Annotated in this window: 25 protein-coding genes, 2 tRNA genes and 1 pseudogene; 6 read left to right on the top strand and 22 right to left on the bottom strand. The window is 63.9% G+C overall.

What is annotated here, in order from left to right; genetic code table 11:
• Positions 1 to 24: 24 nt before the first annotated feature.
• From modA to mutY, 12 genes are all read right to left on the bottom strand, one after another.
• A complete protein-coding gene (gene modA / locus KUL93_RS04900; RefSeq protein ID WP_217125974.1) occupies positions 25 to 852 on the bottom strand; it encodes a molybdate ABC transporter substrate-binding protein in 828 nt (275 codons plus the stop codon).
• Between the two features lie 49 nt (positions 853 to 901).
• A complete protein-coding gene (dsbD, locus tag KUL93_RS04895; protein WP_217125973.1) occupies positions 902 to 2,947 on the bottom strand; it encodes a protein-disulfide reductase DsbD in 2,046 nt (681 codons plus the stop codon).
• A 19-nt stretch (positions 2,948 to 2,966) separates the two neighbouring features.
• On the bottom strand, positions 2,967 to 3,323 hold the full coding sequence (gene cutA, locus KUL93_RS04890) for a divalent-cation tolerance protein CutA (protein ID WP_217125972.1): 357 nt from the start codon (positions 3,321 to 3,323) through the stop codon (positions 2,967 to 2,969).
• A 15-nt stretch (positions 3,324 to 3,338) separates the two neighbouring features.
• A complete protein-coding gene (locus KUL93_RS04885; RefSeq protein WP_217125971.1) occupies positions 3,339 to 4,094 on the bottom strand; it encodes a DUF6969 family protein in 756 nt (251 codons plus the stop codon).
• The gene (locus tag KUL93_RS04880; protein WP_217125970.1) at positions 4,049 to 5,002 is read right to left on the bottom strand and encodes a sulfurtransferase; all 954 of its coding nucleotides are present in this window, start codon (positions 5,000 to 5,002) and stop codon (positions 4,049 to 4,051) included. The genes KUL93_RS04885 and KUL93_RS04880 overlap by 46 nt, the downstream gene beginning before the upstream one ends.
• 31 nt (positions 5,003 to 5,033) lie before the next feature.
• Entirely contained in the window at positions 5,034 to 5,417 is a 384-nt protein-coding gene (locus KUL93_RS04875; protein ID WP_217125969.1) for a hypothetical protein, read from the bottom strand.
• A gap of 61 nt (positions 5,418 to 5,478) precedes the next feature.
• On the bottom strand, positions 5,479 to 6,066 hold the full coding sequence (locus tag KUL93_RS04870) for a DUF6691 family protein (protein WP_217125968.1): 588 nt from the start codon (positions 6,064 to 6,066) through the stop codon (positions 5,479 to 5,481).
• 3 nt (positions 6,067 to 6,069) lie between these two features.
• Positions 6,070 to 6,579, bottom strand: coding sequence for a YeeE/YedE thiosulfate transporter family protein (locus KUL93_RS04865; RefSeq protein ID WP_217125967.1), 510 nt, complete (start codon positions 6,577 to 6,579; stop codon positions 6,070 to 6,072).
• 118 nt (positions 6,580 to 6,697) lie between these two features.
• Entirely contained in the window at positions 6,698 to 7,879 is a 1,182-nt protein-coding gene (locus tag KUL93_RS04860; RefSeq protein ID WP_217125966.1) for a multidrug effflux MFS transporter, read from the bottom strand.
• A complete protein-coding gene (msrB, locus tag KUL93_RS04855) occupies positions 7,879 to 8,895 on the bottom strand; it encodes a peptide-methionine (R)-S-oxide reductase MsrB (RefSeq protein ID WP_217125965.1) in 1,017 nt (338 codons plus the stop codon). The genes KUL93_RS04860 and msrB overlap by 1 nt, the downstream gene beginning before the upstream one ends.
• A gap of 28 nt (positions 8,896 to 8,923) precedes the next feature.
• Positions 8,924 to 9,610: a thiopurine S-methyltransferase gene (locus KUL93_RS04850; protein WP_217125964.1), complete on the bottom strand. Its 687-nt coding sequence runs from the start codon at positions 9,608 to 9,610 to the stop codon at positions 8,924 to 8,926.
• Positions 9,611 to 9,649: 39 nt separating this feature from the next.
• A complete protein-coding gene (mutY, locus tag KUL93_RS04845; RefSeq protein ID WP_217125963.1) occupies positions 9,650 to 10,720 on the bottom strand; it encodes an A/G-specific adenine glycosylase in 1,071 nt (356 codons plus the stop codon).
• Positions 10,721 to 10,732: 12 nt separating this feature from the next.
• On the opposite strand from mutY, the gene KUL93_RS04840 reads away from it, so the two are divergent.
• Both KUL93_RS04840 and KUL93_RS04835 read left to right on the top strand, forming a co-directional pair.
• Positions 10,733 to 11,224, top strand: coding sequence for a flavin reductase family protein (locus tag KUL93_RS04840; protein ID WP_217125962.1), 492 nt, complete (start codon positions 10,733 to 10,735; stop codon positions 11,222 to 11,224).
• A 117-nt stretch (positions 11,225 to 11,341) separates the two neighbouring features.
• A tRNA-Gly gene (locus KUL93_RS04835) sits at positions 11,342 to 11,415 on the top strand.
• Positions 11,416 to 11,430: 15 nt separating this feature from the next.
• Here KUL93_RS04835 and KUL93_RS04830 read toward each other — a convergent pair.
• The 4 genes from KUL93_RS04830 to KUL93_RS04815 form a co-directional block, all read right to left on the bottom strand.
• Positions 11,431 to 12,171, bottom strand: a complete 741-nt coding sequence (locus KUL93_RS04830; protein ID WP_217125961.1) for a LytR/AlgR family response regulator transcription factor — start codon at positions 12,169 to 12,171, stop codon at positions 11,431 to 11,433.
• Between the two features lie 10 nt (positions 12,172 to 12,181).
• Positions 12,182 to 13,228, bottom strand: coding sequence for a sensor histidine kinase (locus KUL93_RS11705; RefSeq protein WP_217125960.1), 1,047 nt, complete (start codon positions 13,226 to 13,228; stop codon positions 12,182 to 12,184).
• An 88-nt stretch (positions 13,229 to 13,316) separates the two neighbouring features.
• The gene (gene ttcA, locus KUL93_RS04820) at positions 13,317 to 14,195 is read right to left on the bottom strand and encodes a tRNA 2-thiocytidine(32) synthetase TtcA (RefSeq protein ID WP_217125959.1); all 879 of its coding nucleotides are present in this window, start codon (positions 14,193 to 14,195) and stop codon (positions 13,317 to 13,319) included.
• 78 nt (positions 14,196 to 14,273) lie between these two features.
• Positions 14,274 to 14,349 (bottom strand) — tRNA-Asn (locus KUL93_RS04815).
• Between the two features lie 264 nt (positions 14,350 to 14,613).
• Between KUL93_RS04815 and KUL93_RS04810 the strand changes: the two genes are divergently transcribed.
• The 3 genes from KUL93_RS04810 to KUL93_RS04800 are packed head-to-tail and all read left to right on the top strand — an operon-like array spanning position 14,614 to position 19,459.
• Positions 14,614 to 16,539 carry a type I secretion system permease/ATPase gene (locus KUL93_RS04810; RefSeq protein ID WP_217125958.1) on the top strand — a complete coding sequence of 642 codons (1,926 nt, stop codon included), beginning with the start codon at positions 14,614 to 14,616 and terminating at the stop codon, positions 16,537 to 16,539.
• Positions 16,539 to 17,990, top strand: a complete 1,452-nt coding sequence (locus KUL93_RS04805; protein ID WP_217125957.1) for an HlyD family type I secretion periplasmic adaptor subunit — start codon at positions 16,539 to 16,541, stop codon at positions 17,988 to 17,990. Before KUL93_RS04810 ends, KUL93_RS04805 begins: the two co-directional genes overlap by 1 nt.
• Positions 17,987 to 19,459, top strand: coding sequence for a TolC family outer membrane protein (locus KUL93_RS04800; protein ID WP_217125956.1), 1,473 nt, complete (start codon positions 17,987 to 17,989; stop codon positions 19,457 to 19,459). Before KUL93_RS04805 ends, KUL93_RS04800 begins: the two co-directional genes overlap by 4 nt.
• A gap of 77 nt (positions 19,460 to 19,536) precedes the next feature.
• Here KUL93_RS04800 and ptsP read toward each other — a convergent pair whose 3' ends face one another.
• Genes ptsP through KUL93_RS04780 form a run of 4 tightly spaced genes read right to left on the bottom strand, consistent with a single transcriptional unit; the run spans position 19,537 to position 23,273 of the window.
• Complete coding sequence (gene ptsP, locus KUL93_RS04795; protein WP_217125955.1) at positions 19,537 to 21,285, bottom strand: phosphoenolpyruvate--protein phosphotransferase; 1,749 nt, start codon at positions 21,283 to 21,285, stop codon at positions 19,537 to 19,539.
• 4 nt (positions 21,286 to 21,289) lie between these two features.
• Complete coding sequence (locus tag KUL93_RS04790) at positions 21,290 to 21,559, bottom strand: HPr family phosphocarrier protein (RefSeq protein ID WP_217125954.1); 270 nt, start codon at positions 21,557 to 21,559, stop codon at positions 21,290 to 21,292.
• A 4-nt stretch (positions 21,560 to 21,563) separates the two neighbouring features.
• A complete protein-coding gene (locus KUL93_RS04785) occupies positions 21,564 to 22,967 on the bottom strand; it encodes an exonuclease domain-containing protein (protein ID WP_217125953.1) in 1,404 nt (467 codons plus the stop codon).
• 18 nt (positions 22,968 to 22,985) lie between these two features.
• The gene (locus KUL93_RS04780; protein WP_217125952.1) at positions 22,986 to 23,273 is read right to left on the bottom strand and encodes a DUF3460 family protein; all 288 of its coding nucleotides are present in this window, start codon (positions 23,271 to 23,273) and stop codon (positions 22,986 to 22,988) included.
• A gap of 82 nt (positions 23,274 to 23,355) precedes the next feature.
• Here KUL93_RS04780 and KUL93_RS11700 point away from each other — a divergent pair, with 82 nt between their 5' ends.
• Positions 23,356 to 24,657, top strand: coding sequence for an O-antigen ligase family protein (locus KUL93_RS11700; protein WP_217125951.1), 1,302 nt, complete (start codon positions 23,356 to 23,358; stop codon positions 24,655 to 24,657).
• Here KUL93_RS11700 and KUL93_RS04770 read toward each other — a convergent pair.
• Complete coding sequence (locus KUL93_RS04770; protein WP_217125950.1) at positions 24,638 to 25,195, bottom strand: DUF3782 domain-containing protein; 558 nt, start codon at positions 25,193 to 25,195, stop codon at positions 24,638 to 24,640. The two genes, KUL93_RS11700 and KUL93_RS04770, sit on opposite strands and share 20 nt — an antisense overlap.
• Before the next feature lie 175 nt (positions 25,196 to 25,370).
• Positions 25,371 to 25,731: pseudogene (locus tag KUL93_RS04765) on the bottom strand (hypothetical protein); the annotation flags it as partial.

Raw genomic sequence — 25,731 nt, 5'->3', positions numbered from 1 at the left:
GGTGCCACCCCAGAGGAGAAGGGGTTAGGGTAGCACGAAACCGTATTGCGCTAGGATCTTACGGGCGTCGTTTCCTTGCAAATAGGCGTAGAAGCGTTCCGCTTCGGGATGGGCTGCGCGCAGCAGTGCCATGCGCTGAACGAGCGGGGTGTGCCACGATTCAGGAATGAGGGCAAAGCCCCCCAAGCGGGGTGCGACCGTCGGCGCTTTCGCCAACGAGAGCGCGATGATTCCCCCTTGCGCGCCGCCCGAAAGGGCAAACTGCATCGCTTGCGCGATGTTTTCACCAAAGACCAGATAGGGCTGAATGGTCTCCCATAGGCCCGCATACTGCAGCGCCTCTTGCGCGCGCTTGCCGTAGGGCGCGTGCTCCGGATTGGCGATCGCAAAACGGTGGACGCGCCCTTTGGCCAACGCACGGCGAAGATCGGCCAACTCGCTGTCGGCCTGCACGGGAGAACCGGGCGGCACCGCGATTCCGATGCGGCCTACCGCATAGACGACGCCCGCGTCTCGGGTGAGCCCCGCCGCGGCCAATTGGGCGATGTAGCGCTCGTCCGCAGAAAGAAAGAGATCAAACGGCGCCCCCTGCTGAATTTGGCGCGTGAAATTGCCGGAGGAGCCAAAAATCAGCTTCGGCTTTGGGTTGCCCTGCGCCGCGTACTGTTCGGCGACTGCTTCGAGCGCATACTTGAGGTCGGACGCCGCGGCAACCACCGCAACCCGCTCTGCGGCTGCCGCCTGGGGTGCGCGAACAGGCGATTGCGCAACCGCTACCGCTGCATGAGCGGGTAGGAGCGCGGCGAGTCGCTGCAGGAACGCGCGCCGGTTCATCGTAGCGAAGGGAGGCATTCCACACCCCTTTCGGCACGCAGAGACAAACAGGCGCGGCTGCGGTTCATCATTCGCTCAGCCACTTACGGAGGTGGGCGGCAAAGGTTGGCCCATCGACAAAGCCTGTGATCCGGTATTGGCGCAGCTCCACAGGGTTACCCGGCGCGAAAAAGAGCAACGCCGGCGGGCCGAAGATCTGGAAGTGGCGAAGGAATGCTTGATCGCGCGCGTTGTTTTCGGTGACGTCCATTCTGAGGAGCGTCACGTTGCTAAGGAGCGCGACCACCTGCGGGTCGGTGAAGGTGTATCGTTCGAGTTCAAGACAAGAGACGCACCAGTCGGCACGGACATCGACCAGCACCGGGCGCGTGCTCTTGGCTACCGCCGCTTCTAGTTCCGTGACCGAGCCGATGGGCTGGAATGTGAGCGCACCGCGGTTTGCGGTCGCTGTCCCGCCATTGCCGCCGGCAAAACCCGCAAGCGGCTGCAACGGGTCGCGATTGCCCGCAAGCGCCCCCCAAAACGCCGCCACGCCGTACGCAAGGAGCAGGAGGCCGAGCGCTTTCCCCATCCGTTTCGGCCAGCGCGCACCGATGGGGAGCGGCTCGAGTGCGCCCAGCGCCACCGCCGTTCCCACCGCGAGCACCGCCCAACCGACGAGCCACCAAAGATCGGCAACCACAGGGCGAACGAGCCACCACGCAAGCGCGAGCATCACCACCCCCATCGCCGCTTTGACGCCGTTCATCCACGGGCCGCTCTTTGGAAGCAGCGCGCGGGCGCCTACGCCAACCGCAATGAGCGGCGCGCCCATCCCCAGACCGAGCGCAAAGAGCGCCGCCCCCCCGAACACGGCATCGCCCGTTTGGGAAATGTAGAGGAGCGCCCCCACGAGCGGCGGCGCCACGCACGGGCCGACGATGAGCGCCGACAGCACGCCCATCACCGCGACCCCGATGAGTTGCCCCCCTTGCTGGCTCCCTGCGAGTTGGTTGAGCCGGGTTTGCCAACGGGTGGGCATTTGCAGCTCATAGAAGCCAAAGAGCGAAAGCGCAAGCGCAACGAACAAAAGCGCAAAGGTGACCAGCACCGCTGGGTGTTGCAGCGCCGCTTGCACCATCGTTCCCGTAAGCCCCGCCGCAACCCCGGCAAGGGCGTACGTGACCGCCATCGCCACGACATAGGTGAGCGTGAGCCCGAGCGCCCGCAGCCGCGAAATCGTTTTCCCTTGACCGACGATGATTCCAGAGAGGATCGGGATCATCGGAAAGACGCACGGCGTAAAAGAAAGCAGCAGCCCAAACCCGAAGAACGCGGCCAGCACCGTCGCCGGGTTTTGTTGCGCTAGGAACGCCGCCAGCGACCCGGCTTCGTCAAGCGAAGGGTTGTTACCCCCCGCTTGCGCGCTGCCCGCGCGTTGACCCAACGGCTTCTCTTCAGCCGCCACAGAGGCAGCGGCGTTCGATAAAGGAGCCGCATTAGCCGCACCGGCTTGGTCGGTTGCGGCAGCGCTACCCTCGGTGGGTGCGGCATCGCTATCGCGCGGCGGACTGGCGTCGGGCAAGGTGTTGCGCGCATCCGGTGAAGTGACGCTGCCGATGAGTTTGCCCAGCCAGGAGCGTTGCGGCGGGGCGTCGGCAACGGTCAGCGTCTGTTCAAGCGGCGGGTAACAGACCCCCCCGTTCCAGCACCCCTGACTGATCACCCGAATGCGCCACGGTTCGGCATCGCCGGGCGCCGCTTCGACCGGAACCGTGATCTGGACGGTTTCGGTGAAGACCTCTGTTTCCCCGAAGAAATCGTCTTTTTTCCGTTTACCGGGGGGAATCGTAGGCGTGCCCAGTTGCAGTCCCGCGGTGAGCGGCGCGACGCGAATTTTGTCGCGGTAGAGGTAGTAGTCGGGGCGAATCGTGAATTCGACTGCGATCGTCTGCGCGTCGAGGCGGTACGCTTCGGCCGGGTAGGCCTCTTCTGGCGGAACCGGGTCTGCTGCGGATGCGAACGACAGTGCGCCAAGGAGCACCGCGGTCAGCGCAAGGTGGGCGAATGCACGCAGCACGGCGCGTGCCGCGCCAATCCAGCGCACCAAGAAAGCGAAAGCGGCGCGAGGCACGGACGACTCCTGCAGTGATTCAAGATGCGATGACGCTTTGAGCGACCCATTCCAGATAAGGTTCCGCGCCGCCAACGATCGGCAACGCCACCACCTCAGGCACTTCGTACGGGTGAAGCGCCGTGATCCGTTCGGTAAGCCGTGAAAGGGCCGCGGCGGTGGTTTTGATCACCAGGAGCCACTCGGCCTCTTCGCACCGCTCCCCTTGCCAGCGGTAGATCGAACGGATGGCGGGAATGAGGTTGCAACAGGCGGCAAGCGACTCATCGACGAGCGTGCGCGCAAGCGTCTGCGCCGTGGCTTCATCCGGTGCGGTGACCAAAACCACGCGCGCGTCGGTCGGGGTCGGTAGGGTTGCCTCAGCGGTTTTTTCCATTGCGTGAGCCTTTGCTTATTCGGGAATCGGTGGCAATTCTACCCCGGCCCACGCAGCCAGCGCCGGCCATGCGGTGGTAAGCTCCATCTGCACGATCACTTCGATCGAGCGGTCTTCGAGCACCTCCGGTTGGGCGGCAAGGTGCGGTGCGATGCGCGCGTCACGGGCCCGCAGCAGCGCGACAATCCACGGTTGGACCGCTTGAATGAAGGTCGTAAGCCAGAGGTTTGCCGCCCAGTTGGGGTAGGCGTGGGTGGCCGCAAAGCGAAGGACCAAGGGGGTGAGTCGGTGCGCGGGAACCCAAGTTTCGTCGGTCACCCAGCGGTTGGTGAGAAAAAGGGAGATTGGCCGACCCCACGCATCCATTCCGATTGCAACGAGGTGGGCGATCGCCTCCCGGTCTTGCGACCCAAAGCGTTGTCCCTTGCGCGATCGCCAAGCGGCGTCGGGCGGAAGGAGCGGAGCGCGGGCAAAGCAATGGAAGTGGCCGTGTTCGCCACTGCGATGGGCGTGGTAGTAGTACTGGGCGCCGGTCTGGGCGTCGAGGACATCGTCTGCGGGGTAGTGGTCGAACGTGACGAAACGCTCTGCGGTTCGGAGCATTTCGCGTACCACGTCGCTGCCCGCAGCGCGCAGCGCCCCTTCAGCAAGCACCCAGTCGCGGAGCGCGGCCCGGGTGCGCTTGCGCGCGCGGGCGGACCAGGTGGAGGGAGCGCTTGCTGCGATCAGTGCGGGATCAGCGAGACGAGCGGGCGCTTCTCGAGCGTCCATTCGTGCAACGATCCATCATAGAGCTTGACGTTTGCGTTCCCCATCATTTCGTGCAGGACGAACCAAGGACCCGCCGAAAGATGACCGCTATTGCAGTAGGTGATCGACGGCGCATTCGGGTCGATGCCCATTGCTTGGAAGACTTTCGTGTAGGCCTCGGGGCTCAAGAGATGGTGGGCAAGCCCTTTCTGGATCGTGTGCAGTTCCGGCGGGAAGATCTTGGCGCCGGCGATGTGGCCGTAATCATAGACATAGTCGCGTTTGGTGTAGCCAAACACCATAGGGAACGGGCGTGCGTCGACCAATTGCGCTTTGCCTGCTGCCACTTCGTCGCTGGTTGCCAGTATCGACGGGTCCTCACCTTTCACTTGCCAGTTGCCGGGTTGCGCTGTCACCGGGGTCGATTCCACTTTTTGCCCCGCCTGAATCCACGCCGCCAGCCCCCCATCGAGAATCGCGATGTTCTTTTCCCCGTAGTACTTGAACTGCCAGTAGAGGCGCGTCGCGTCGTTGAATTCGGCAGCAGAAGTTCCCGGCGAAACGAGCACGATCGGTTTGCCAGCCTGGATGCCGCTTGCTTGGACGATTTGGGTGAATTCCGTCGCAGTCGGCAGCATGTACTTCACCTTCAGATCGCCGATCTGGCGTTCGGTACGCGTCTTTTTCGGATCGATCAGGAGAGCGCCGGGAATATGGCCGCCGACATCGACCAATTTCGTCTGGCCACTCTTTTCGTCTTTTTTGTATTGCGGTTGCGCGGTGAAAAGGTCCGGAGCGTGGATTTGAACGACCTGAACCTTGTCGAGGTTTTGCGTAAGCCAGTCGACGGTGACGATGGGACCGGGCAGTTCCGCAGCGGAGACCGTACCGGTGATGAGCAGACCCGCCAAAACGAAACGAACACGCATGGTAACTCCTCCTTGTGGGTTGTGAAAACGATCAACGGGCTGCGCACGGATTGGCTGCGCGGCGTTTCGGCGCACACGGGTTACCCGCGGCGCAGGGGTTGGCTGCACCCCGTTTGGGGGCGCACGGGTTGCCGGCGGCACAGGGGTTCGCGCTGCGTCGCGCCGGTGCGCACGGGTTGCCTGCGGCGCACGGATTGCCACCACGACGAGCCGGTGCGCATGGGTTGCCCGCGGCACAGGGGTTTGCGCCGCGTCGCGCCGGCGCGCAGGGGTTCCCTGCGGCGCACGGGTTCATACTCCGGCGCGCTGGCGCGCAGGGATTGCCCTGCGCACTGGTCACGGGCGCAGTGACCGCGGTAGCGAGCGCAACCGCAACCGCGGGGGCCACACGGCGAACGATTTTGGGCAGTTTCATGGACCTCTCCTTTCAGGTGGGTGGGAAAGCGAGAACGACGACTGCTCGAGTGGGGGCGCCATTAGCGGGCATCGAGCGCTTCTGCGGTGAGCGCGCCACCCTGCTGTCGTTCCACGCGGGAGCCGAACCAGAAAATGGCCGCAGCCAGCAACGCAAAGAGCGCAAGCAACACCGGCTCGGATATCCCAAGGAGTTCAGGAAGTCGCTCGGTCTGGATCGTACCCAGGTTGACCCACGCCCCAAAGGTATCGTAGCCAGCGGCAAAGAGCGCAACGCCAACCACCATGCCGATCATGAAGATGAGTCCGTCCCATCGGCCCGAACCGAGGGCGCTTGCGGCGGTGCCGGGGCAGTAGCCGCCCACTGCGAATCCAGCGCCGATCAAAACCCCACCAATCGCGGCGCCGCCCAGGTGGGCAGGCGGAACGTAGAGATCCCGGTACGCGATCACGCCAGCCGAACTGAGCGCGTAGAGACCAACAGCCGCAACGACGATCGCGGTAAACATCACTTTGAGCACCGACCAATCCGAAAAACGAAACTGCGCGGTAAGCTTACAGGCGCTGCCAAAGCCGGCCGATTCCAGAATGTAGCCGAACAAAATGCCGCAAAGTAGCCCTGAGGCCAGCGAATAATCGTAAAAAGGCATCGCTCATTCTCCTTTGGGCATCATCCGTGAGACGACGATTCCGGTAACGAAGAAGAGTGCGAGAAACACGAACGCCGAAACGGCGAGCGTCGCACCGCCCGAAAGACCCAAGCCGCTTGTGCACCCTGCGGCAATGCGCGACCCGAATCCCGCAAGCACGCCGCCTAGAAACGCAGTGGCGATCCGCTGACCCGTGCCGATTGCAGCAGCTCCCTCCAGCTTCCACCGAAAGCGGCCGCTATTCACCGCAGAAAGGAGCGCGCCCAGAAAAACACCCACCACCACCCAGTCGATCCAATTGTTCAACGGGTGACCGTTTTGCCAGAAAGCGCCCAGGTAGGCGTTGGTTTTCGCGCTTTCGCCGCCCAACCACGCTGCGGTGCGGGCAAAGGCGCCGCTTGCGCCCAAGCCGTTACCGGTGAGCAAGAAAGTAAAGAGCACTGTCACACCGAGCGCCACCCCCGCAACCAGCGGAGGCCAAAAGGGGCGCGGCACGTTGGTTGGTTCTTTCATCGTAGGACTCCTGCTGGGGCAAATTATCATTATAGACTTATATTATTCCGTTCCGTACGCTTTGGCAATAGGGCGTGCCGGAAGCGCCACCGCTTGCCGTTCCTGGGGGGGTATTCCGTCAGGCTGAGGCGTTTGTGAGTGCTCGCGTCGCTTGCCGGGTGCTCCACCATGCCCAGCTCATCACCACGGCAATCACCGCTGCCATCGGAAGTGGCGTCTCTGTCAAGAGGTGCCCGACCACGGTTCCTGCAGCTGCAGCGATGCCCATCTGCGAAAAACCCAAGAGGGAAGCGGCGGCGCCGGCGATCGTCGGGTAGGGCGCAAGCGCGAGTCCCGTGGCGTTGGGCATCAACAGTCCGGCTGCGGCGCCGCACAGCCACATCGGAAGCATCACACCGAGCGGCGAAGGGGCGAGCATCAGCCAAAGGAGCATCGCGGTGCCCCCCACCAAGCCGATCGATCCACCCAGCCGCAGCAACCGTTCCGCCCCCAACCGGCGCGACAGGCGGGCGCTCATCACCGAACCGACGAAAAAGCCCGTAACCATCACCGCAAACGCAAGCCCCATCTGCACCGGGGTAAACCCGAACATGCCGATGAAGACGAAACTGGAGCCCGAAATGAACGCAAAGAGCGCGGCGTAGCCGCAGGCGTTCGCGATGAGCAGCCAGCGAAAGCGTGGGTCGCGCAGGAGCGTTACAAAGGCGCCCATAAAGCCGAACGACGCTTTGCCGCGGTGGGCGTTGGTTTCCGGTAACGCCCAAAGGATCGCCACGAGCGTCACCGCGGCGTAGCCAAAGAGCGCGACGAAATTGCCGCGCCACGCAAAGTGGCTCGTGATCACGCCGCCGATGAGCGGCGCGACCATCGGTGCGATCGCCATCACCGAGCCGACGTGCGCAAGCATTCGCGGCGCATCCACCGGTCCATAGACATCGCGCACGATCGTTCGCCCAAGCACCGGGCCGACACAGGCGCCGACGGCCTGAACCACCCGTGCCGCAAGCAGCATGGTGATGTTTTCGCTCCAGACACAGGCGAGCGACGCTGCCGCATAGAGCGCCAGGCCCGAAAGGATCACCGGCTTGCGCCCGAAGCGGTCCGAAAGGGGGCCATAGACGAGCTGCCCGACCGCAAAGCCGATCAGGTACGCGGTGAGTGTCAGTTGTCCGTGGGCGACGTCGGTTTCAAGGTCGGCAACGAGCGCGGGCAGCGCCGGAAGGTAGAGATCGGTCGAAAGCGGCCCCAGCGCAACGAGCGCGATGATGAGCGCAAACAGGGTGGGTGAAGGTTGGGCCATCAAACGGATCTTTCCGCTTCGGCGCTTGGCGCAAACGCAAGCACATTGCCGTTGATGCAGTAGCGTAGCCCCGTCGGCGGTGGCCCATCGGGGAAGAGGTGGCCCAGATGGATGCCGGTGGCGCGGCTGCGCACTTCGGTGCGCACCATCCCATAGGAGCGGTCTTCGTGCTCGGTGACCGCACCCGGTTCCGCGGCGAAAAAGCTGGGCCAGCCGGTGCCGCTATCGAATTTCGTCGCGGAGCGAAAGAGCAGCGCGCCAGAGAGGGGGTCGAAAAACCGGCCAGGGTGCTTTTCGTGGAGGTGGCAGCCGGTAAACGGCCGCTCCGTGCCGTGTTCGAACGCGATCGCGAACGCTTCGGGGGATAGCACCGCTTGCCCGAGCCACGCCCAGAATCGACGTGCCTCACTCCCCGGGAGCGTCCAGGGGTAAGGAGGCAGCGCGACACCGGTTCCCCCCAAACCGCAGTAACCGTCCGGGTGTTTGATGAGGTAGTCCTGATGGTAGCTTTCCGCAGGGGTGTAGTGGCGCACCGGAGCGATCTCGGTAGTGGGGGCAGAAAAGCGCGGTGCGCCGCCTGCCGTTTGCCACAACGCCCAGGCGTACGCGGCGCGGCTCGCCAAGAGGAGCGGCAGCAGCCAAACCGTGTCGTCGTTCGTTTCGTAATAGAGCGCACTGCGGTAGTTGCTGCCGATGTCGTTGCCTTGTCGGTCGCGCTGCGTCGGGTCGTGCCCCGCCCAGAACGCGGCAAGAAGCGGTACGAGCGCCGTGGCGGCGTCGGCACGGTTACTGGGGGCCTCCCAAACCACCTTGACCACTTCGGCGTGGTTGCGTCCAGTGGCGAACCCGGCGCGCAGCGCACGTTCGAACGCGAGGACCCGTTCGTAAGTGGGGTTCGGATCGTCGCCGCCGGCGTAACCGACCTCGGTGGCGACCACGCCGGGGAGACTCCGCAACCGCTGTTGCGCTCCCCAGAAGCAGCCCATGCCAAAGTAGAGGGTGATTCGCTGTGCCATCGTGGTCTCCCGCCTTCCGAACGCGGTTTCAGCCGTGCCAGGTGAGCGCAAAGACATGTTCGCGTAGATAAGCGATGCCGCGGGCCTGCCAATGGGGGTGCTCGGGCAGCACATCGTCGTCGGCCCAATGTTCGATCGTGGCCACGTCGGCGAAATGGGCGGACACTTCGTCGGGTGGGACGCTGAAGGGCGGCCCGGCCCGTTCTGCTTGCGGGTATTCGAGCGTGACCAAAAGCATTTTCGTGCCTGGGCGGGACAGACTCCGCATCTTCGCCGCATAACGGGAGCGCATCTCGGGCGGCAGTGCCACGAGTGCAGCGCGGTCGTAGATCGCGGTGTCGGTGTGGGCGGGCGCCTCCTCGCCCCAGTGCCACACCTGTTCCGGGGTGAGGGCGAAGTAGTCGCCCAGGTAGAGGCGAATCCCGTCGGTGGTGTAGGCAGTGTGCGGGGGGCACTCGGTGACTTCGGGAGTTGCGTCGTTCTCTTCGAAGAATTGGCTGACGGCCACTGGGCTCAATTCGACCCCCACCACGCGGTGACCTTGCTCCCGCAACCAGAGCATGTCCAGACTTTTGCCGCAGAGCGGAACGAAGACCGTCGCGTTGCCCGGAACGGCAAGGCGGGGCCAGTAGGCGAGGAGCTTGGGGTTGAAACGGTCGAGGTGAAAACCGATCTCACCTTTTTGCCAGCGTTCGTGCCAAAAACCGGGTTCCATCGTCTGCTCCTTTCTGGGTCAGGCCTGCTGGGTCAGCCGTCAGGACACCGCGCGCGTCTCTGCCCACGCCGCCAACGGGCGCGGAAGGCCCCACCACGCCAATGCGTCGCGCGCGCTCGCCCAGCGCCCCGCTGCAGGGGAGTCGGAATCGTAACAGAGGTGGGGCGGCGTCGTCCATTCTTCGATGGTGATCCGCAACCGGCGATGGGTGAGGCGATGCGGGGGAAGCGCTTCGGTGGTCGTGTGTTGCCACGTGCCGGGCGGCGGCGGTTCGTCGGCGTGTGGCAGCGTCCAGAGTCCGCCCCAGATCCCCTGACTGGGGCGCCGTACCCACCAGTATCGGGTGCCGCAGCGGTAGGCGCGCAGCGTCCAGTCGACCTCCGGAACTGGAGCACGTGCTTTGCGTTGGGGGAGCGCTGCGGCGTTACCCGCTGCGTAGGCGGCGCACCACTCGACGACCGGGCAGCGCGCGCAGTTTGGGGTGCCGCGGGTGCAGACGAGCGCGCCCAAGTCCATCTGCGCCTGGGTGTACTCCGGCATCGCGGCGTTTGACTCCGGAAGCAGCGCCTCGGCGATTTGCCACAGTTGCCGCTTTACCGCGGAATCCGGTAGCGGCGTGGCGATCCCAAAGAGGCGGACGAGCACGCGTTCGACGTTGCCGTCGAGGATCGCGGCGCGCGTGCCGAACGCGAACGCACAGATCGCCGCAGCGGTCGAACGGCCCACCCCCGGCAGTTGCGCCCACTGCTTCGGGTCGTGTGGCCACGCACCGCGCCAGGTGCGAACGATTTGCTGCGCGGCGCGGTGAAGGTTGCGCGCGCGGGCGTAATACCCCAGCCCGCTCCACGCCGCCAACACCGCCTCGAGCGGCGCCGCGGCAAGGGCCTCGACCGTGGGCCATGCGGCGACGAAGCGTTCGTAATAGGGGATCACCGTCGTGACTTGCGTCTGCTGCAACATCACTTCGGAGAGCCAAATACGGTAAGGGTCGCGGGTATGCCACGGCAGGTTGCGACGTCCTGAGACGCGGTGCCAAGCGATCAGCCGTTCGGCCCACAGTGCTTGCCATTGGGGTGGGAATGAATTACAGTTCTCGCGTTTTTTTGCCAATGGGGTCTCCCGATGTTGGATCAAGCGTCGCGGGCGTTGCGCGACACGTTGGGACGTTTCGCTACAGGCATCGGTATTGTGACGGCGCGCGATCGCGATGGGACGCCGGTGGGGCTTACCATCAATTCGTTCAATTCGGTCTCGCTCGATCCGCCGCTCGTCGTTTTTAGCCTTGGGTTGGGGCTGCGCCGTCTTCCCGTTTTCCAACAGGCGCGATGGTACGGGATTTCGCTCTTGCGTGCCGATCAAGAGGGGGTGTCCTCGGCGTTCGCAACGCCCGGTGTCGATGCGTTTGCCGCTACCGCGTGGCGCGACGGCGACCATGGCGTTCCGCTCATCGAGCCGGCGCTCGCGCATTTTGAACTTGCGCCCTATGCCGAACACGACGGAGGGGACCATCGCCTCTTCCTTGCGCGGGTGGTGCGGCATGCGTGGTTCGAAGGGGAGCCGCTCGTCTATTTTGCCGGGCGCTATCGTCGGCTTCTTCCCGAAACCGCAGCGTAACCGCTAGGGTGGGCGGGGCCGCGCTGCGCGTTGCCGATTCTCGGCAAGTGTCCCGTTGCTAGCAAAGCGGCTGTTGACAGAGTTTCTCCAAACCGAGTTATAATATGCATTCGTCGAGCGGGTGTAGTTCAATGGTAGAACATCAGCTTCCCAAGCTGAGAACGTGGGTTCGATTCCCATCACCCGCTCCATTCTCCTTGCGTGACTCAATCTGAATCGACAGCCAAGCGTTGCGCTTGGCTTTTTTGTTCAAAAAGCGCACGAACGGCCGCGGCATGGCGGCGGCTTACCGGTAAGGTCGTGCCGTCGCGAAGCGCGACGATTCCCCCCCCTTCGCTCGTGTCGGGCACCCATGCGGCCAACCAGGCCCGGTTCACCAAATAGGCGCGATGGATGCGCACAAAGCGCTCCCCCAACTGCGCGCCCCACTGGGTGAGCGATCCTTCGGCAGCCAGTCGCCCCAGCGTCGTTTCTGCCCAGACCGTTTTGGCCTCCGCAGAGAGGTAGCGAATCGCCGATTGCGGCACCTGCACCCGCTGCCGGCCCAAGGAGAAGGTCCAGATCGGCTCGTGCGACGCGGCCGCAGCCTGGGGGCGGCGAGGGCGTGCCGCGGCTTGGAGTGCTCGCGCGAGCGCTTCGGCGCGAACGGGCTTCACCAGGTAATCGACCGCATGGGCGGCAAACGCCGCAAGCGCGTGTTCCGGGTACGCGGTCACCATCACCACCGCAGGCGGCTGCGGCAGTGTATCGAACCAGTGCGCAAGCGTAAGCCCCGATTCGCCGGGCAGTTCGATATCCAACAGGACGACGTCCGGTAGTGTCCGTGCCGCTTCGGCTCGGGCGGTTTCGGCGTCGGGAAAGGTCCGAACCGTATGACCCAGCGGGGTCAGCAAGCGGGCCAGGCGACTTGCAGCCAACGGTTCGTCTTCTACGATCCAGATCTGCATCGCACCCTCTTCATTCGTGGTTTCGCGGATCAAGTGGTAGCGTCAGCGCCACCCAGTGCCAACCCGCTTCCTGAACCTGTTGCACGGTGCCGCCACGAGCTGCAATCTGGCGCGTCACCGCCGCCAAGCCAACGCCAAAGCCGGAATCGGAGCGGGTGGGGAGGTGTGCGCGTTCCGCGACCGGGTTACCGACGCGCACGGTCAACTGATTTTCCGTCACCCGCAGTGTCACCGAAACCGTCGTCGGCTCGCGGCGGCGCGCCACCCCGTGCGTCACCGCGTTTTCGATGAGCGGCACAAGACACCAGCGGGGTACCCGTTGGGACAGAACCGCTTCCGGACAGTCGATCTGCCAGTCGAGCACCAGACGGTCACCGTAGCGCAACTGCGCCAACGCCAAGTACGCTCGCGCCGCGTCGAGTTCCGCCGCCAACGGCCACGGATGGGGGTCACTGAGCGCCGCTTGGAGCAGGAGGGCCAAGTTTTCGATCGCCCGTTCTGCCTGATGGGGGGCGTCAGGGAGCAGCCCTGCGATCACGTTGAGGCTGTTCAGCAAGAAGTGGGGATGGGTGCGCGCCTGTAGCGCCGCAGCTTGCGCCGTTCGCGCTGCGTCGATGAGCGCCTGCCGCTCTTGCCACCCGGCAACGACCCAACCGATCCCTAAGCCGAGCATCGCGGCAATGCCCATTGCGCGCCACACCGTTGCCGGCGCAGCGATCCAACCGAGCAAGCTAGCCACGTACCCCGTCACCCCGGTGAAGAAAACGGGCAAAAACCAGAGCAGAAGGGTCTGAGCACGGGCCGTGCGTACCAAGCGCCACCGTCCCAGCGCGCAGAGCACCGCAAGCGTTGGCACTACCGCCCATGTGCCCCAAAAGACTACTGCGGCAAAGAAGAGGAGCGCAGCCGTAAGGTTGGGAAACGCCGGTTGCGCCAGCGTGAGCGCAACGGCCAACGCCACGACCGCTAAGAGCGCGTACGCAAGTGTCGCGGCACGGCAGAGGTCCCCCCACGCGGGGTCGCGGTTGCCGTTTGTCGCTTGCTTGACCTGAGACACGGGTGTTTTCTTGCCACGCTCTGTTTCTCAGGGACAAGCGTACCTCATTTCTCGCAACCTTGGGCGGTTTCGTGCGGGTGTCGCAGCTTTACGAGGGCACGCCCGGTGCAGTCGGGCGCAACCCCACGAAATCGAAAAGCGTGCGATCGAGCAGGTGGGAGGGCGTGACGTTCTGCAATGCGGTAAAGATCGACGCGACGCGGCGCGGGTCTTCGGCCTCCCATGCGCGCAGCATCGCTTTGATCTGCTTACGCTGCGCGTTCTCTTGGCTACCGCAGAGGTTGCACGGGATGATCGGGAAGGCCATCGCGCGGGCGTAGCGCTCGATCTCGCGCTCGCGGCAATAGGCAAGCGGTCGGATCACCAAAAGGTCGCCGTCGTCATTGACCAATTTCGGCGGCATCGCTTTCACATGGCCACCGAAAAAGAGGTTGAGAAAGAAGGTTTCCAGGATGTCGTCGCGGTGGTGGCCCAGCGCGAGCTTGTTACACCCCAACTTTCGCGCCGTGCGGTAGAGGATGCCGCGCCGCAGTCGCGAGCAGAGCGAACAGGTGGTTTTGCCCGCGGGGATCTTCTCTTGGACGATCGAATAGGTATCCTCGCGCACGATCCGGTAGGGAACCCCCAGCGCTTCGAAGTGGCGCGCTAGCGTCTCGGCAGGAAAACCCGGTTGCCCTTGATCGAGATTGACCGCAATGAGTTCGAACGAAACAGGCGCACGCGCCTTGAGGAGCAACAACAGCGAAAGGAGCGTCAGCGAATCCTTGCCGCCCGAGACGCAGACCATGATCCGGTCACCGTCGCCAATCATCGCGTAATCGGCAATCGCCGCACCCACCGCGCGCAACAGCGACTTCTCCAACTTTTCGGCTTTGTGGGAAGGGGGGCGCGGTGTGTCCTCGGTATCGTTCTTGGGTAGCGTTGCCGTGACCGCGGTAAGCGGCACGGTGGCGATGGCAACCGACATGGGGTAACCTCGAAACGAAAAAAGCCACCGAGCGTGGCTTGAGATGCTGAATGATCTAGCGTTTTGTGCGGTTTGATCTGGCTCCCCGAGCAGGGCTCGAACCTGCGACCCACGGATTAACAGTCCGTTGCTCTACCAGCTGAGCTATCGGGGAACGCGAGAGCGTTATTATCGTTAAAGGGGGCGCATCCGTCAACCATTTTCATGGAATGGTTTTGTCTTCTCGGTGGGGCGCGCACCCAACCGGTTCGTCACTTGCGGGCTTAGGCAGCGCGAACCGATGTGACCGCGGTCACGACAAAGCGTGGAAAGGGGTAAAACACCCTCCGAATCACCTGGCAGTCACGTTCGCTTTGTGCGACAATCGCCTTTTGCCGCAGTGCACCAGCCGCGGCAGCGTGGAAGGAAGTCATTACCGATGGCCAAGAGAGAGAACCGGTTTCCTGAGCTTGCGCAGCTTTTTAGCGAAATGCGCCGCTATTTCGTTGGGGTGGGCGCGTTTTCGTTCGTGATCAATCTGCTGCAATTCACCGCGCCGCTCTATATGCTGCAAGTCTATGACCGGGTGCTCAGCAGCCACAACACCACCACGCTTCTTATGCTGACGATCCTGGTGGTGGCACTGTTTCTTCTGATGTCGGTCATCGAATTCATCCGTTCGCGCGTGCTCGTGCGGGTGGGGGCGGCGATGGAAGCCAAGATCAATCAGCGTATTTTCGATGCCGCGTTCGAAGCAACGCTTCGCCGCGGCGGCGCCAACGCGCGGCAAGCGCTCAGCGACCTTACCCAATTGCGGCAGTTCGTCACCGGGAACGGCCCGTTCGCCTTTTTCGACGCCCCTTGGTTTCCGATCTACCTCGTGGCGTGCTTCGTGCTCCACCCGTGGATCGGCTGGTTTAGCGTCGTTTCGGCGTTGATTCTGGTGATGCTCACGGTGGTGACGGAGGTGGCAACGCAAAAGCCTCTTGCTGAAGCGAACAAATACGCCAACCAGGCGACCAACTTCGCCCACAACCAACTGGCAAACGCCGAAGTGGTCGAAGCGATGGGGATGCTTCCGGCGCTGCGGCAGCGCTGGAAAGCGCGGCACGTGCAGCATCTGGTACTGCAAGCGGTGGCAAGTGACCGCGCTGGGCTCATCTCAGCGATCACCCGCTTCGTGCGCATCACCTCGCAGTCGCTGATCCTCGGGCTTGGGGCGTGGTTGGTGTTGCAAAACGAATTGACCCCCGGCGCGATGATCGTCGGCTCCATTTTGATGGGGCGGGCCCTTGCGCCGATCGATCAACTGATCGCCAACTGGCGCGGCTTCGTGCAGGCGCGGTTGGCGTACGAACGGCTGGGTGAGCTCCTTACCGCGTTCCCGGCGCGCCCGCCGCGTCTGTCGCTGCCGCCACCCAAAGGGCATGTGTCGGTCGAAGGGGTGGTCGCAGTCCCGCCGGGGAGCCAAACCCCGGTGGTGCGCGGGGTGACGATGGAGATCCCCCCCGGAACGGTGGTGGGTGTGATCGGCCCGTCGGGTTCCGGTAAATCGACGCTGGCGCGGCTCCTGGTCGGCGTCTGGGCCCCCGCCGCAGGCAAAGTGCGGCTCGATGGCGCCGACGTCAGCCAGTGGGACAAAGCGGAACTCGGCCCCTATATCGGGTATCTGCCGCAAGACATCGAACTCTTCGACGGCACGATCGCGGAAAACATCGCCCGTTTCGGACCGCTCGATGCGGAGCGAATCGTCGAAGCGGCGCAACGCGCCGGGGTGCATGACCTCATTCTGCGCTTGCCGCAAGGGTACGACACGCCGATCGGTCCCGGTGGTATGGTCCTTTCGGGCGGGCAACGGCAGCGGGTAGCGTTGGCGCGCGCGCTCTACGGCGACGTACGGCTGATCGTCCTCGACGAGCCCAATTCGAACCTCGACGACATCGGCGAAACGCTGTTGGTGCGCGCGTTGGCGGAGATGAAGCGCCAAGGGCGCACCGTGGTGGTGATCACCCACCGCACGAGCGTCCTGCAAGTGGTCGATCGGCTCGCGGTGATGCGCGACGGAACGCTGCACGCCTACGGGCCACGCGACCAGGTGCTTGCCGCGTTGCAGCAAGCGGCGCAACAGGCGCAGCAAGCGGCGCAACCCCACGCAGCGCAACCGCCCGCTCCGCAGGCGCAGCACCAGGCCCAACCGCCCGCACGGCCACAGCCAGCGCAATCGCCGGCCCAACCGCCCGCCGCGCAGGCACCGACGTCCGGGCAAGCGGCGTCGCACACCCCGTCTGCGGGGACAGCCGCTCCCACGTCGTCCGCGCGTGACGCGGCGTCGAACACCTCCGTCTCGCAAGTGCAGGAGAATTGATGGTGTCCCAACCTGGTGAAACCAACCCACCGGTGCAATCGCGCCCCGAAACGCAGCAAAACCCGCCCGCCCGCCGCGATCCCTCAAACCAAGCGCCAGAGCGCGAGCAAACGGCGTCTGCCGAAGCAGCGCCGATCGTCTTGGAAGCCAACGCGCGCCCAGTGGAAACGGTGGCGCATGAAGTGCTGCCGGATGAAGCGACGCGGTTCCTACGCATCGGCGTTTGGATCCTGTTGCTCTTCTTTGGCGGTTTCCTGGTGTGGGCCGCAACCGCCCCCCTTGACGCCGGAGTACCGGCGCCGGGGGTGACCATCGTTGAGTCGAAGCGCAAAACCGTGTCGCACCTCACCGGCGGCATCGTCAAAGCGATCCTCGTTCAAGACATGACCTTTGTCGAGGCGGGGCAGCCGTTGATCATCCTCGACGACACCACGGTCTCGGCCCAATACCAGAGCGCGCTCAAAGAGTACGCGGCGCTTCTTGCGACGAAAGCGCGGCTTGAAGCGGAACGCAGCGGCGCCAAAGCCGTGACCTTCCCGCAGACCCTTTATGAGCTTGGCGCAACGGGTGATGCGGCGCAACAGATCGCTCAGCAGCAAGCGCTCTTTCGCTCCCGCCAAGAGGCGCTTGCGGCGCAGCTGCGGGTGCTCGATGAGACCGCACGCACTGCCGAACAGAATGCGGCGGCTCGGACCGAGCAGCTCCAATTCCTCAAGGAGCAGCTCGATGGCATGCGTGCGTTGGCGCAAGAGGGCTATGCGCCGCGCAACACGCAGTTGGAACTCGAACGGCAAGCGTTGGAACTGCAAAACCAGATCACGCTCGCGAAACAACAAGCAAAAGACGCGCGGCTGCGCGCGCAATCCCTGCAAGAGGAGTATCGCAAAGAGGTCGAGACGCACCTTGCGGAGGTTACCAAGCAACTTGCGGTCGTAGAAGAGCGCGTGCGAGCGCTCAAAGAGGAGCTTGAGCGCACCGTGATCCGCGCCCCTGTTGCCGGATACGTCAATGCGCTTGCGGTCCATACCGTTGGCGGCGTGGTGCGCCCCGGCGAGCCGCTCCTTGAGATCATCCCCAAAGACGAAAAACTGGTCTTCGAAGTGCAGGTGCCGCCGCACCACATCGAGCGGGTCCACCCTGGATTGCTTGCCGAAGTGCAGCTTGCCAATTTCCACGATTTAGCGGGCAAGGTGCTCGAAGGACGGGTGATCTCGGTTTCGGCCGATCTGGTTACCGATCGCACCCTTGCACTCGGCTCCCAGCCGTTGCCGCCCCACTATCTGGCGCGGGTTGAACTCACCGAAAACGGATGGCAGACGCTTGGCCCCAATCGCCATTTGCAACCGGGAATGCCGGTGACGGTGCTCATCAAGACCGGAGAGCGGACCTTCCTGCAGTACCTGATCAAACCGATCTGGGAGCGTCTCCACAGCGCGGTGAAAGAGCCATGAGCCCACAGAAACGCAAAACGTCAGCTGTTCCGGTTTTTCGGCCAAACGCACGCTGGCGCGCCCGTGCGCTCGTCGCCGCGCTCTCCTTGGGGGTGGCGCACGCCGCCACTGCGCTCGACCTCACGGAGGCGTTTCGCTTGGCTGAGCAGAACGACCCCAACTTTGCCGCGAACCAAAAACGGGCCGAGCAAGACGTGGCGGGGGTGGACGTTGCCCGCTCGCGCCTCTTGCCCTCGGTCACCTTTTCTGCTTCCGCAGGGCGATCGCAAACCGACACCGAATACCTGAGCGGTCTAGCCAAAGGGCGCACCGTCAATAACGATTACCAATCACGCAACTGGAACCTCACCGCGCGGCAACCGCTTTATCGCGCGAGCGACTGGGCCGGATGGAAACGGGCCGAAGCGCAGGCCGAAGCGAGCCAGATCAGCGTCGAAGCCGCACGGGTGCGGCTGTTGCGGCAGGTAGCGCAGGCCTACGCGCAGGCGCTCTCGGCGCGCGCGCAAAGAGCGGTCGCGCAACAGGACGTAGCCCGGTACGAACTCGTCCTCAAACAGGCGGAACGGGCCTATGCGCTCGGTAGCGCCACCCGAACCGACGTCGAAGACGCAAAAGCCCGGCTTGACATCGCGCAGGCCGCTGTCTTGAAGCAGGAAGGGGCGTTGCAGCAGGCGCTTGCGGCGCTTGCGGCGCTCATCGGGCGTGCGGTCACCGCCGAGGAGCTCGACGCGATGCAGGCGGTGCCGCCGCTCGCCGAACAGACGCTCGCAAAGCCGCTCACCGCGTGGATCGACGCTGCGCACACCAACCACCCCGAAGTCCGTGCGCTGGTTGCCCAAGAGGCTGCGGTCCAGCAGCAGGTCGAACAGCAGCGTGGGCAACACAAACCCACCGTCGATCTGGTGGTGTCGCGCCGGATGAGCCGCAGTGACAGCGAAACCACGATCGGTCAGCAGTACGATACCACCAGTGCCGCGGTTCAACTGCAAATTCCGCTCTACGCGGGGGGTGGGATCGACGCGTCGGTGCGCGCAGCGCTCGCGGCGCTCGAAGAAGCGCAACTCAGAACCGAAGCGAAGCGGCGCGAACTCACCCAAGCGGTAACGCAGGCCTATACGGCGCTGCGCTTTGGGTACGCGCAGTGGCAAGCGCTGGAACAGGCGGAACGCTCCGCGCAGCAAGCGGTGATCGGCACCGAAAAGGGGATTCAGGCGGGAACCCGCAACGCGGTCGATCTGCTGAACGCCCAGCAAGAGTTGGCGAAAGTGCGCGCCAACCGCATCGACGCCGCGTACCAGGTGCTGGTTGCCGCGATCGACCTCTGGAGCGCTGCGCAAGGGGGGGTGGATGCGGTGCTTGGGCAACTCGCCGAGGCCGTTGCTCCGAATCGCGCACTGCAACATACTGCTGCCGCAAGCGCCCCAATACCTGCGCCCACGCCGAACGCTTCCGGGCGCGCGCCCAATTGACCGGTCGGCGCGCCTCACTGCCCGGGTGCTGGCACCCGCGCGAGCGGCTGTCGCTTGCGTGCGCTATCGGGATGCCCCTAACGCACCCCATCGTTGAAGCGCGCAAACGCCTCGCGGATCTTCTGTGGATCGTCCAATTTCACCAAGCGCTGCGCTTTCGGCGCCAGTTCGTCCAAATTGGCGTAGAGCAGACGCTGCCTTACCTCCAGCAGCCGATCCGGGTGCATCGAGAACTCCCGTAACCCCAACGCGGCAAGAAGCCACGCGTAGTCCGGGTCGCCCGCCAACTCGCCGCAGAGCGAAACGGGAAGGTCGATCCGAGCGGCAAACGAAAGAATTCCACTAAGGAGGCGCAGCACCGCGGGGTGCAGCGGGTCGTAGAGGTCGGCAACGGCGTCGTCTTGTCGGTCGATCGCTAACGTATATTGGATGAGGTCGTTTGTGCCGATCGAGAGAAAATCGACCCGGCGCGCGATCATCGGCAGCGCGATCGCCGCTGCGGGCACTTCGATCATCGCACCCAGCGGCACCTGCTCCGGCACTTTCACCCCTTCGGCGATGAGTTCGCGGCGCGCCTGCGCGATCAATTGCCGCGCGCGGTCGATTTCGCTCGCGTGCATCACCATCGGCAGCAAAATCTTCACCGGTCCGCACGCCGCGGCGCGCAGCAGCGCCCGCAGCTGGGTGAGGAAGAACGCCGGTTCGGCCAAGCAGTAGCGGATCCCGCGCAACCCCAACGCTGGGTTTGCGGGCGCGCGCCGCTCGTCACTCAGGTCGAAATCCTTGTCCGCGCCCAGGTCGAAGGTGCGGATCGTCACCGGCTTACCCTTCATGCCGCGCACTACCTCGCGGTACGCTTCAAACTGCTCCGCTTCCGACGGCCGGTCGGCGCGTTCGGTGAACAGGAACTCGGTGCGGTAGAGCCCGATGCCGTCCGCCCCCACCGCGCGCACCGCGGGCAAATCCTTCGGGGACTCGATGTTGACGTGCAGCAGGATTTCGGTGCCGTCGAGCGTGCGGGTTGCCGCCTCTTTGAGTCGTGCCAGACGCGTGCGCTCGAGATCGAGCGCTGCTTTTCGCAACCGATACTCTTCCACTATCTCCGGCGGCGGATTGGCAATCGCCACCCCGCGGCGCGCGTCGATGATGATCAGTTCGTCGTCTTCCAACAACAGACGTGCGTGGCGCACCCCCACCACCGCCGGAAGCTTCAGGCTGCGCGCCACGATCGCGGTGTGGGAAGTGGGACTGCCAACGTCGGTGAGAAACCCGCCGATGCGCTGGCCGCGAAACCCGATGGTATCGGCAGGAGAGAGGTCGTGCGCGACGATGATCGTCGGCCAATCGTCGTGTCGCGCGCGCATCGGTCGCGCCAGGCCGCGCAGCTCCTTCATCAGCCGCTCGACGGTCTGAACCACATCCTGCTTGCGTTCGCGCAGGTAGGCGTCGTCGATCGTCTCGAACGCCGCAAGGAGCTCCTCGAGCTGTTGCGCCAACGCCCATTCGGCGTTGATTCCGTTAGTCGCGATTCTCTCGAGCGCCGCGTCGATGAGCATCGGGTCGTCGAGCATCAAGATCTGCAAATCGATGAACGCGTCAAGCTCCTGATGCGCCGCGCTCTGGTCGGCTGCGGCGCGCAACAGGCGCAGTTCGGTGCGGACCGCATCCACCGCCTCTTTGAGGCGCGTGCGCTCCTCCGCGACCCGTTCCGGCGGGATTTCGTAATGGGGAACCTCAAGGAGCGCATGGGAGACCAGATGGACGCGGCCAATCGCGATCCCAGAGGAGACCCCAAGGCCGTGAAGCGTGAATGCAACAGCCGACACCGCGCTACTCCGGTTCGCCGAAGCGGTTCTGGAAGAGGTCGATGATCGCCGCAAGCGCTGCGTCGGCCGCTTCGCCTTGGGTTTCCACGGTCACCGTGGTCCCCTTTGCCGCGGCGAGCATCAAAATGCCCATAATGCTTTTGGCGTTCACCCGCCGGCCATTGCGCTCCAGCCAGATCTCACAGGGGAAACGGTTCGCCAGCTCCGCCAGCTTGGCGCTCGCGCGCGCGTGGAGTCCGAGCTTATTGATGACTTCGATATCGGTACGAGGCATGGCGCTATTCTACCGAGAGTTTGGCAAGTCCATGGGCTTTGAGGATGCGAAAGCGATCGAGGTCGAAGCGGTAGGGTTGCGCGCGCGCCGCGGCAATCTCGTCCGGTGTCGGCGCGCGTTCGAAACGCGCCAGCAGACACCAATGGTCGACCAGAAACCAGACCGTGCGGCTGCCCGTTGCGTTCGTCTCATGTAAGAGCACGGGGCCATCATGGGGCCACGGGGGTGGAGCCAGTTGTCGCAGCGCCGCAAGCAAGCGCGCATCGTGTTCGGCTGCGGACTCCTTCTCGGCGCACCACCCCGCGCAGTGGCGCAACTGATGCGCACTGCACGCGCGGCGCGCAGCAGGCTCCCAACCGAGCCGCACCGGACAAAGCCCATGGTTTTTCGTCAATTGCCGCAACGTCTGTTCCGCCTGTTTGCGGTCGGTGAATGCGCCAAACGTTCCGTCGGGCCAGGTACGCGGATCAGTGCCTTGGATGGGGAGATAGGTGACGGTGAGCGGCGCGCGGCTGCTCGCACCCAAGCCCGCGACGTGGATCGCTACCGCCACCTGATTGTGGCGCAGCCGCTTATTGTAACGCGGCTTCATCGACTGAACCAATTCGGCCTCTACCAGCTGCGCGTGCAGGTCTCCCGCGGTCTCCAACCACTCGATGCGGCGGATCTGCCGCGCGATCTCGGCGTCCGTTGCGTTACGGGTCGTTGCGCTGAAGTGGGCGGTGACGCGGCTACGCAGCCCCTTGCTTTTGCCGATATAGAGCGGCAGATCGTTTTCGCCGAAAAAGAGATAGACGCCCGTGGTCTCTGGAATCGCCTCGACCACCCCTTCGGCAAGCCCCGGCGGGCGCGCGGGATGCTTCATCGCCGCTTCACGGGCGAGCAAGAGCCGTTCGGGCGGGAAATGGGCCTGCGCATAGGCAAGATATTGTTCGAGCACCGCAACGTCGCCGCGCGCGCGGTGGCGGGCCGGACACGCAAAGCCGTGCCGATCGATCAGCGCATCCAGCCCATGGCGGCGATGTTCGGGCTCCAGCGCTTTTGCAAACTTCACCGTACAAAAAAGGGGCGCGGAAAAGGAGATGCCGCAGCGGGCAAACGCCTGCTTCAAAAACCCGTAATCGAAACGGACGTTGTGCGCCACCAGAAGCGCCCCCGACAAACGGGTGCGCAGCGTTTCCGCGATCTCGGCAAAGGTGGGCGCGTTCGCGACCATCGCAGAGGTAATTCCCACCAACCGTTCGATCACCGGCGGGATCGGCATTTCGGGGTTGATCAGCGTCTCCCACCGCTCAGCGGGTAACGCCGGGTCTGTGACGCGGGTGAGTGCCACCTCGATGATCCGGTCGCGCTCGGGATGCGCGCCGGTGGTCTCGATGTCGAGCAGGACGTACGGGGTGGGGAGCACAGAAGCGCACAAAGCCGCTTAGGCGCGCTCCGTCGGGACAGAACGCTGCGCCACCTGCGCCGCCAGGCGCGGCGGTAGCGCCAGACGGTACCCATCCGCGCGAAAGGGATCGAGCTGCGGATGGCTGGTGTCGTAGGAGTACGGGTAGGTGGGAACCCGCGCCGCGGCAAACTGTGCCGTGGTTTCAGCGTCCTGGGGCTTATCCCACCACAGCGCGCGCCCTTGCCGCGCCACTTCGCGCTGCTCCGGGTGGTTGCTGAGATAGTCCTCTAGGAAACGGGTGGCTTCGGAGACGTAGCCGGTCATGAAGGGCTCCGCAAGGAAAAGAGACGATTATCGTAGCACATCCAGGACGTAGAATTACGCCTGGAGATTGCGGAGCGTTTGAGTGGTTAGAGTGAGTATCGTTCGCCGCTTGAACGAAGCGGCAATAGGGCGCGCCAAAGCGCACAAGTGGCTTGCTGCGCTAGCGCTCTTTTTGGCTACGGGGCTTATCTGGGCCCAGCCGCTTCCGGGCGGGCCGCGCGTTCCCTTCTTTCTGTTGCTGGGGCTTTCCTGTGGCGTGGCAGCGTGGCAGCGGAGGCGACTCTGGGCAACGCCGGTTGCACGCTGGGGGGCAGGGGGGCTATTTGCGCTGGCGGTCATCATAACGCTTTCGCTGGTTGGCGCCCCACAGCCTGGCAGCGGATTCGGCTACGCGATTTTGGTGACCGGTTTTGCCCTGGCTACTGCTACGCTGGCCTGGGTAGCGCAACAGATTAGAGGCGCAGCAAGGTGGCTACAGGTCGGCGTTCAGGTTGCGTTCGGCTTTTTGCTCATCGATGCCCTGTGGCAATTTCTCCTGGGTGTCGACCTCTTTGGCGTTCTCTACCGCCCAGACCACTTCGAAGGGCGGCTTCTGGGGCCTTTTGCCGATTCGCTGAAGCTGCCCGTTTTGCTCGCTGTGCTTTTTCCCGTTGCCGTCTGGCCATGGCGCGTACGGCCTGCCCTAACGTTGCCCCTTCTTCTTGCGACCGGCTGGGTGGTGTTGCTCTCTGGAGCACGCAGCGCGCTCGTTCTTCTCACTTTGGCGGCGTTGCCGGTGGTATGGCTTTGGCCGCGGCGGTTCTTGGTGGGGCTCCTTGCCGCGCTGGTGGTTGGAATCGGTGCCGCGATTGCGCTATCGCCGGCGTGGCAGAGCCGTGCTGCGAATACCCTTCAAGGGGTTGCCGCCCTTTTTCAGGCGCACGACGCCGCGCAGATCGAAGCAGGCCTCAACGCGATCCTTACGCAACGCTGGGAGCTTTGGCGGAATGCCTTCCGGATGGGCGCCGCCCACCCGTTTCTCGGCGTTGGCGCCAAACAGTTTCGCGCAGTCTATCCCGATTACGCCAATACTGAAGACCTTTTTCGCACCGCAGACCCTTACCACGCCCACCACCTCTACCTAGCGCTCTGGGCCGAGCTGGGCGCTAGCGGGCTTCTCTGGGTTTTGGCGATGGCAGGCGCCGCAGCGGTGGCCTATCGCCGAGCGCCGCCAGAAGCCAAGGCGCGCGCTGCACCCTGGGGGGCAGCGCTTGCGGCGTACGCCTTTCCCCTGCAGTCGCAGCCGGTGCTTCTCAACATCTGGTGGTTTCCCGTGGTTTGGTTCTGTTGGGTAGGGTTTTGGTTGGCGTTGCGTGAGGAGGCGCTTACCACGTCCGCGGCGTAAAGCCTGGCTCGTTTCTCACCACCACGTCGTCATCCGCTTGCACGAGCACATAAAGCCCTTGCTTTTCGGCATAGCGCACGACTTCGTCGGGTGCGCCCATTGCCGCTACCGCGCCATGCAAAAGCTTATCGGCATACTCGGGAAACGCCGCTTTGAAGCGCGAAAGGCGCTCCAGGTGTTCGTCGACATCATCGGTAGTGAGGCGGCTTTTGCATTCCACCGCGATTGCATGGTCGCCATTGATCACCAAAAGGTCGATCTCCATCACCGTTTGCCCCGCGTCGTCACGCGCGCGGACATTCGGCATCACCCGATGTACCGGAATGCCCTGCTCTTGAAAGAGGCGCACCACCGCAGGTTCGACCATGTCCTGCACGAACTGCCCCAGGCGGTTCCCCAGGCGCCCCAATTGGCGCTCGAGCGCACGGATCCGGCGGTCGGTTTCCTGCATGCGGCGATCGGTCTCTTTGCTCTGCTCGGCAAGACCCAAAATCATCGCCTTGAGGTCGTCCCAAGAGATTTCAGCGGCGGTGGTCATGGTTTGGGGCTCCTCTTGATCCGCACGTTCATCCGCACGTTCCTGAGATTCTATCGTAGCCATGTAATTTGGTGGCAATCATGCGCGAGGTGGTAAGCCCTTCGTAGCGTTGGGGATCTAGCGCAGCGCCGGAAAAGAGGCCATTGACACCGCCAACGATGCGGTCAATAGCGAGTTAGCTGGAAACGAAAATATCGAGCGCTTTGAGCACCACGAGCACAATTCCTGCGCCACCAATGTACCACTTCATGGTGGTGATGATGGTTTCCTGCATCTTGACCTGCGCCTTTTCAAACTCGGCGATCATCTCGGCTTTGAAGGTCTGGAACTGACCTTCCAGCGCCTGAAACTTCCCTTCGAGCGCCACGACGCTTGCGGTCACCTCATCGAGTTTTTGATCGAGGTGGTTGATGTGGTTGTACTGGCTTTTGAGAAGCAGCGTATTGATGTCTTCCTGGGTCAAGCCTTCCCCGCGAGAGAACTTCTCTTCGATCTCCCGCACCTTCGGGGTGATCATTTCGATGAGCATCTCATCG

This window comes from Hydrogenophilus thiooxidans (assembly GCF_019049855.1).
Classification (GTDB): domain Bacteria; phylum Pseudomonadota; class Gammaproteobacteria; order Burkholderiales; family Rhodocyclaceae; genus Hydrogenophilus; species Hydrogenophilus thiooxidans.
Note: the sequence above shows the minus strand (reverse complement) of the source record. Positions and strands in the feature narration are given on the sequence as shown.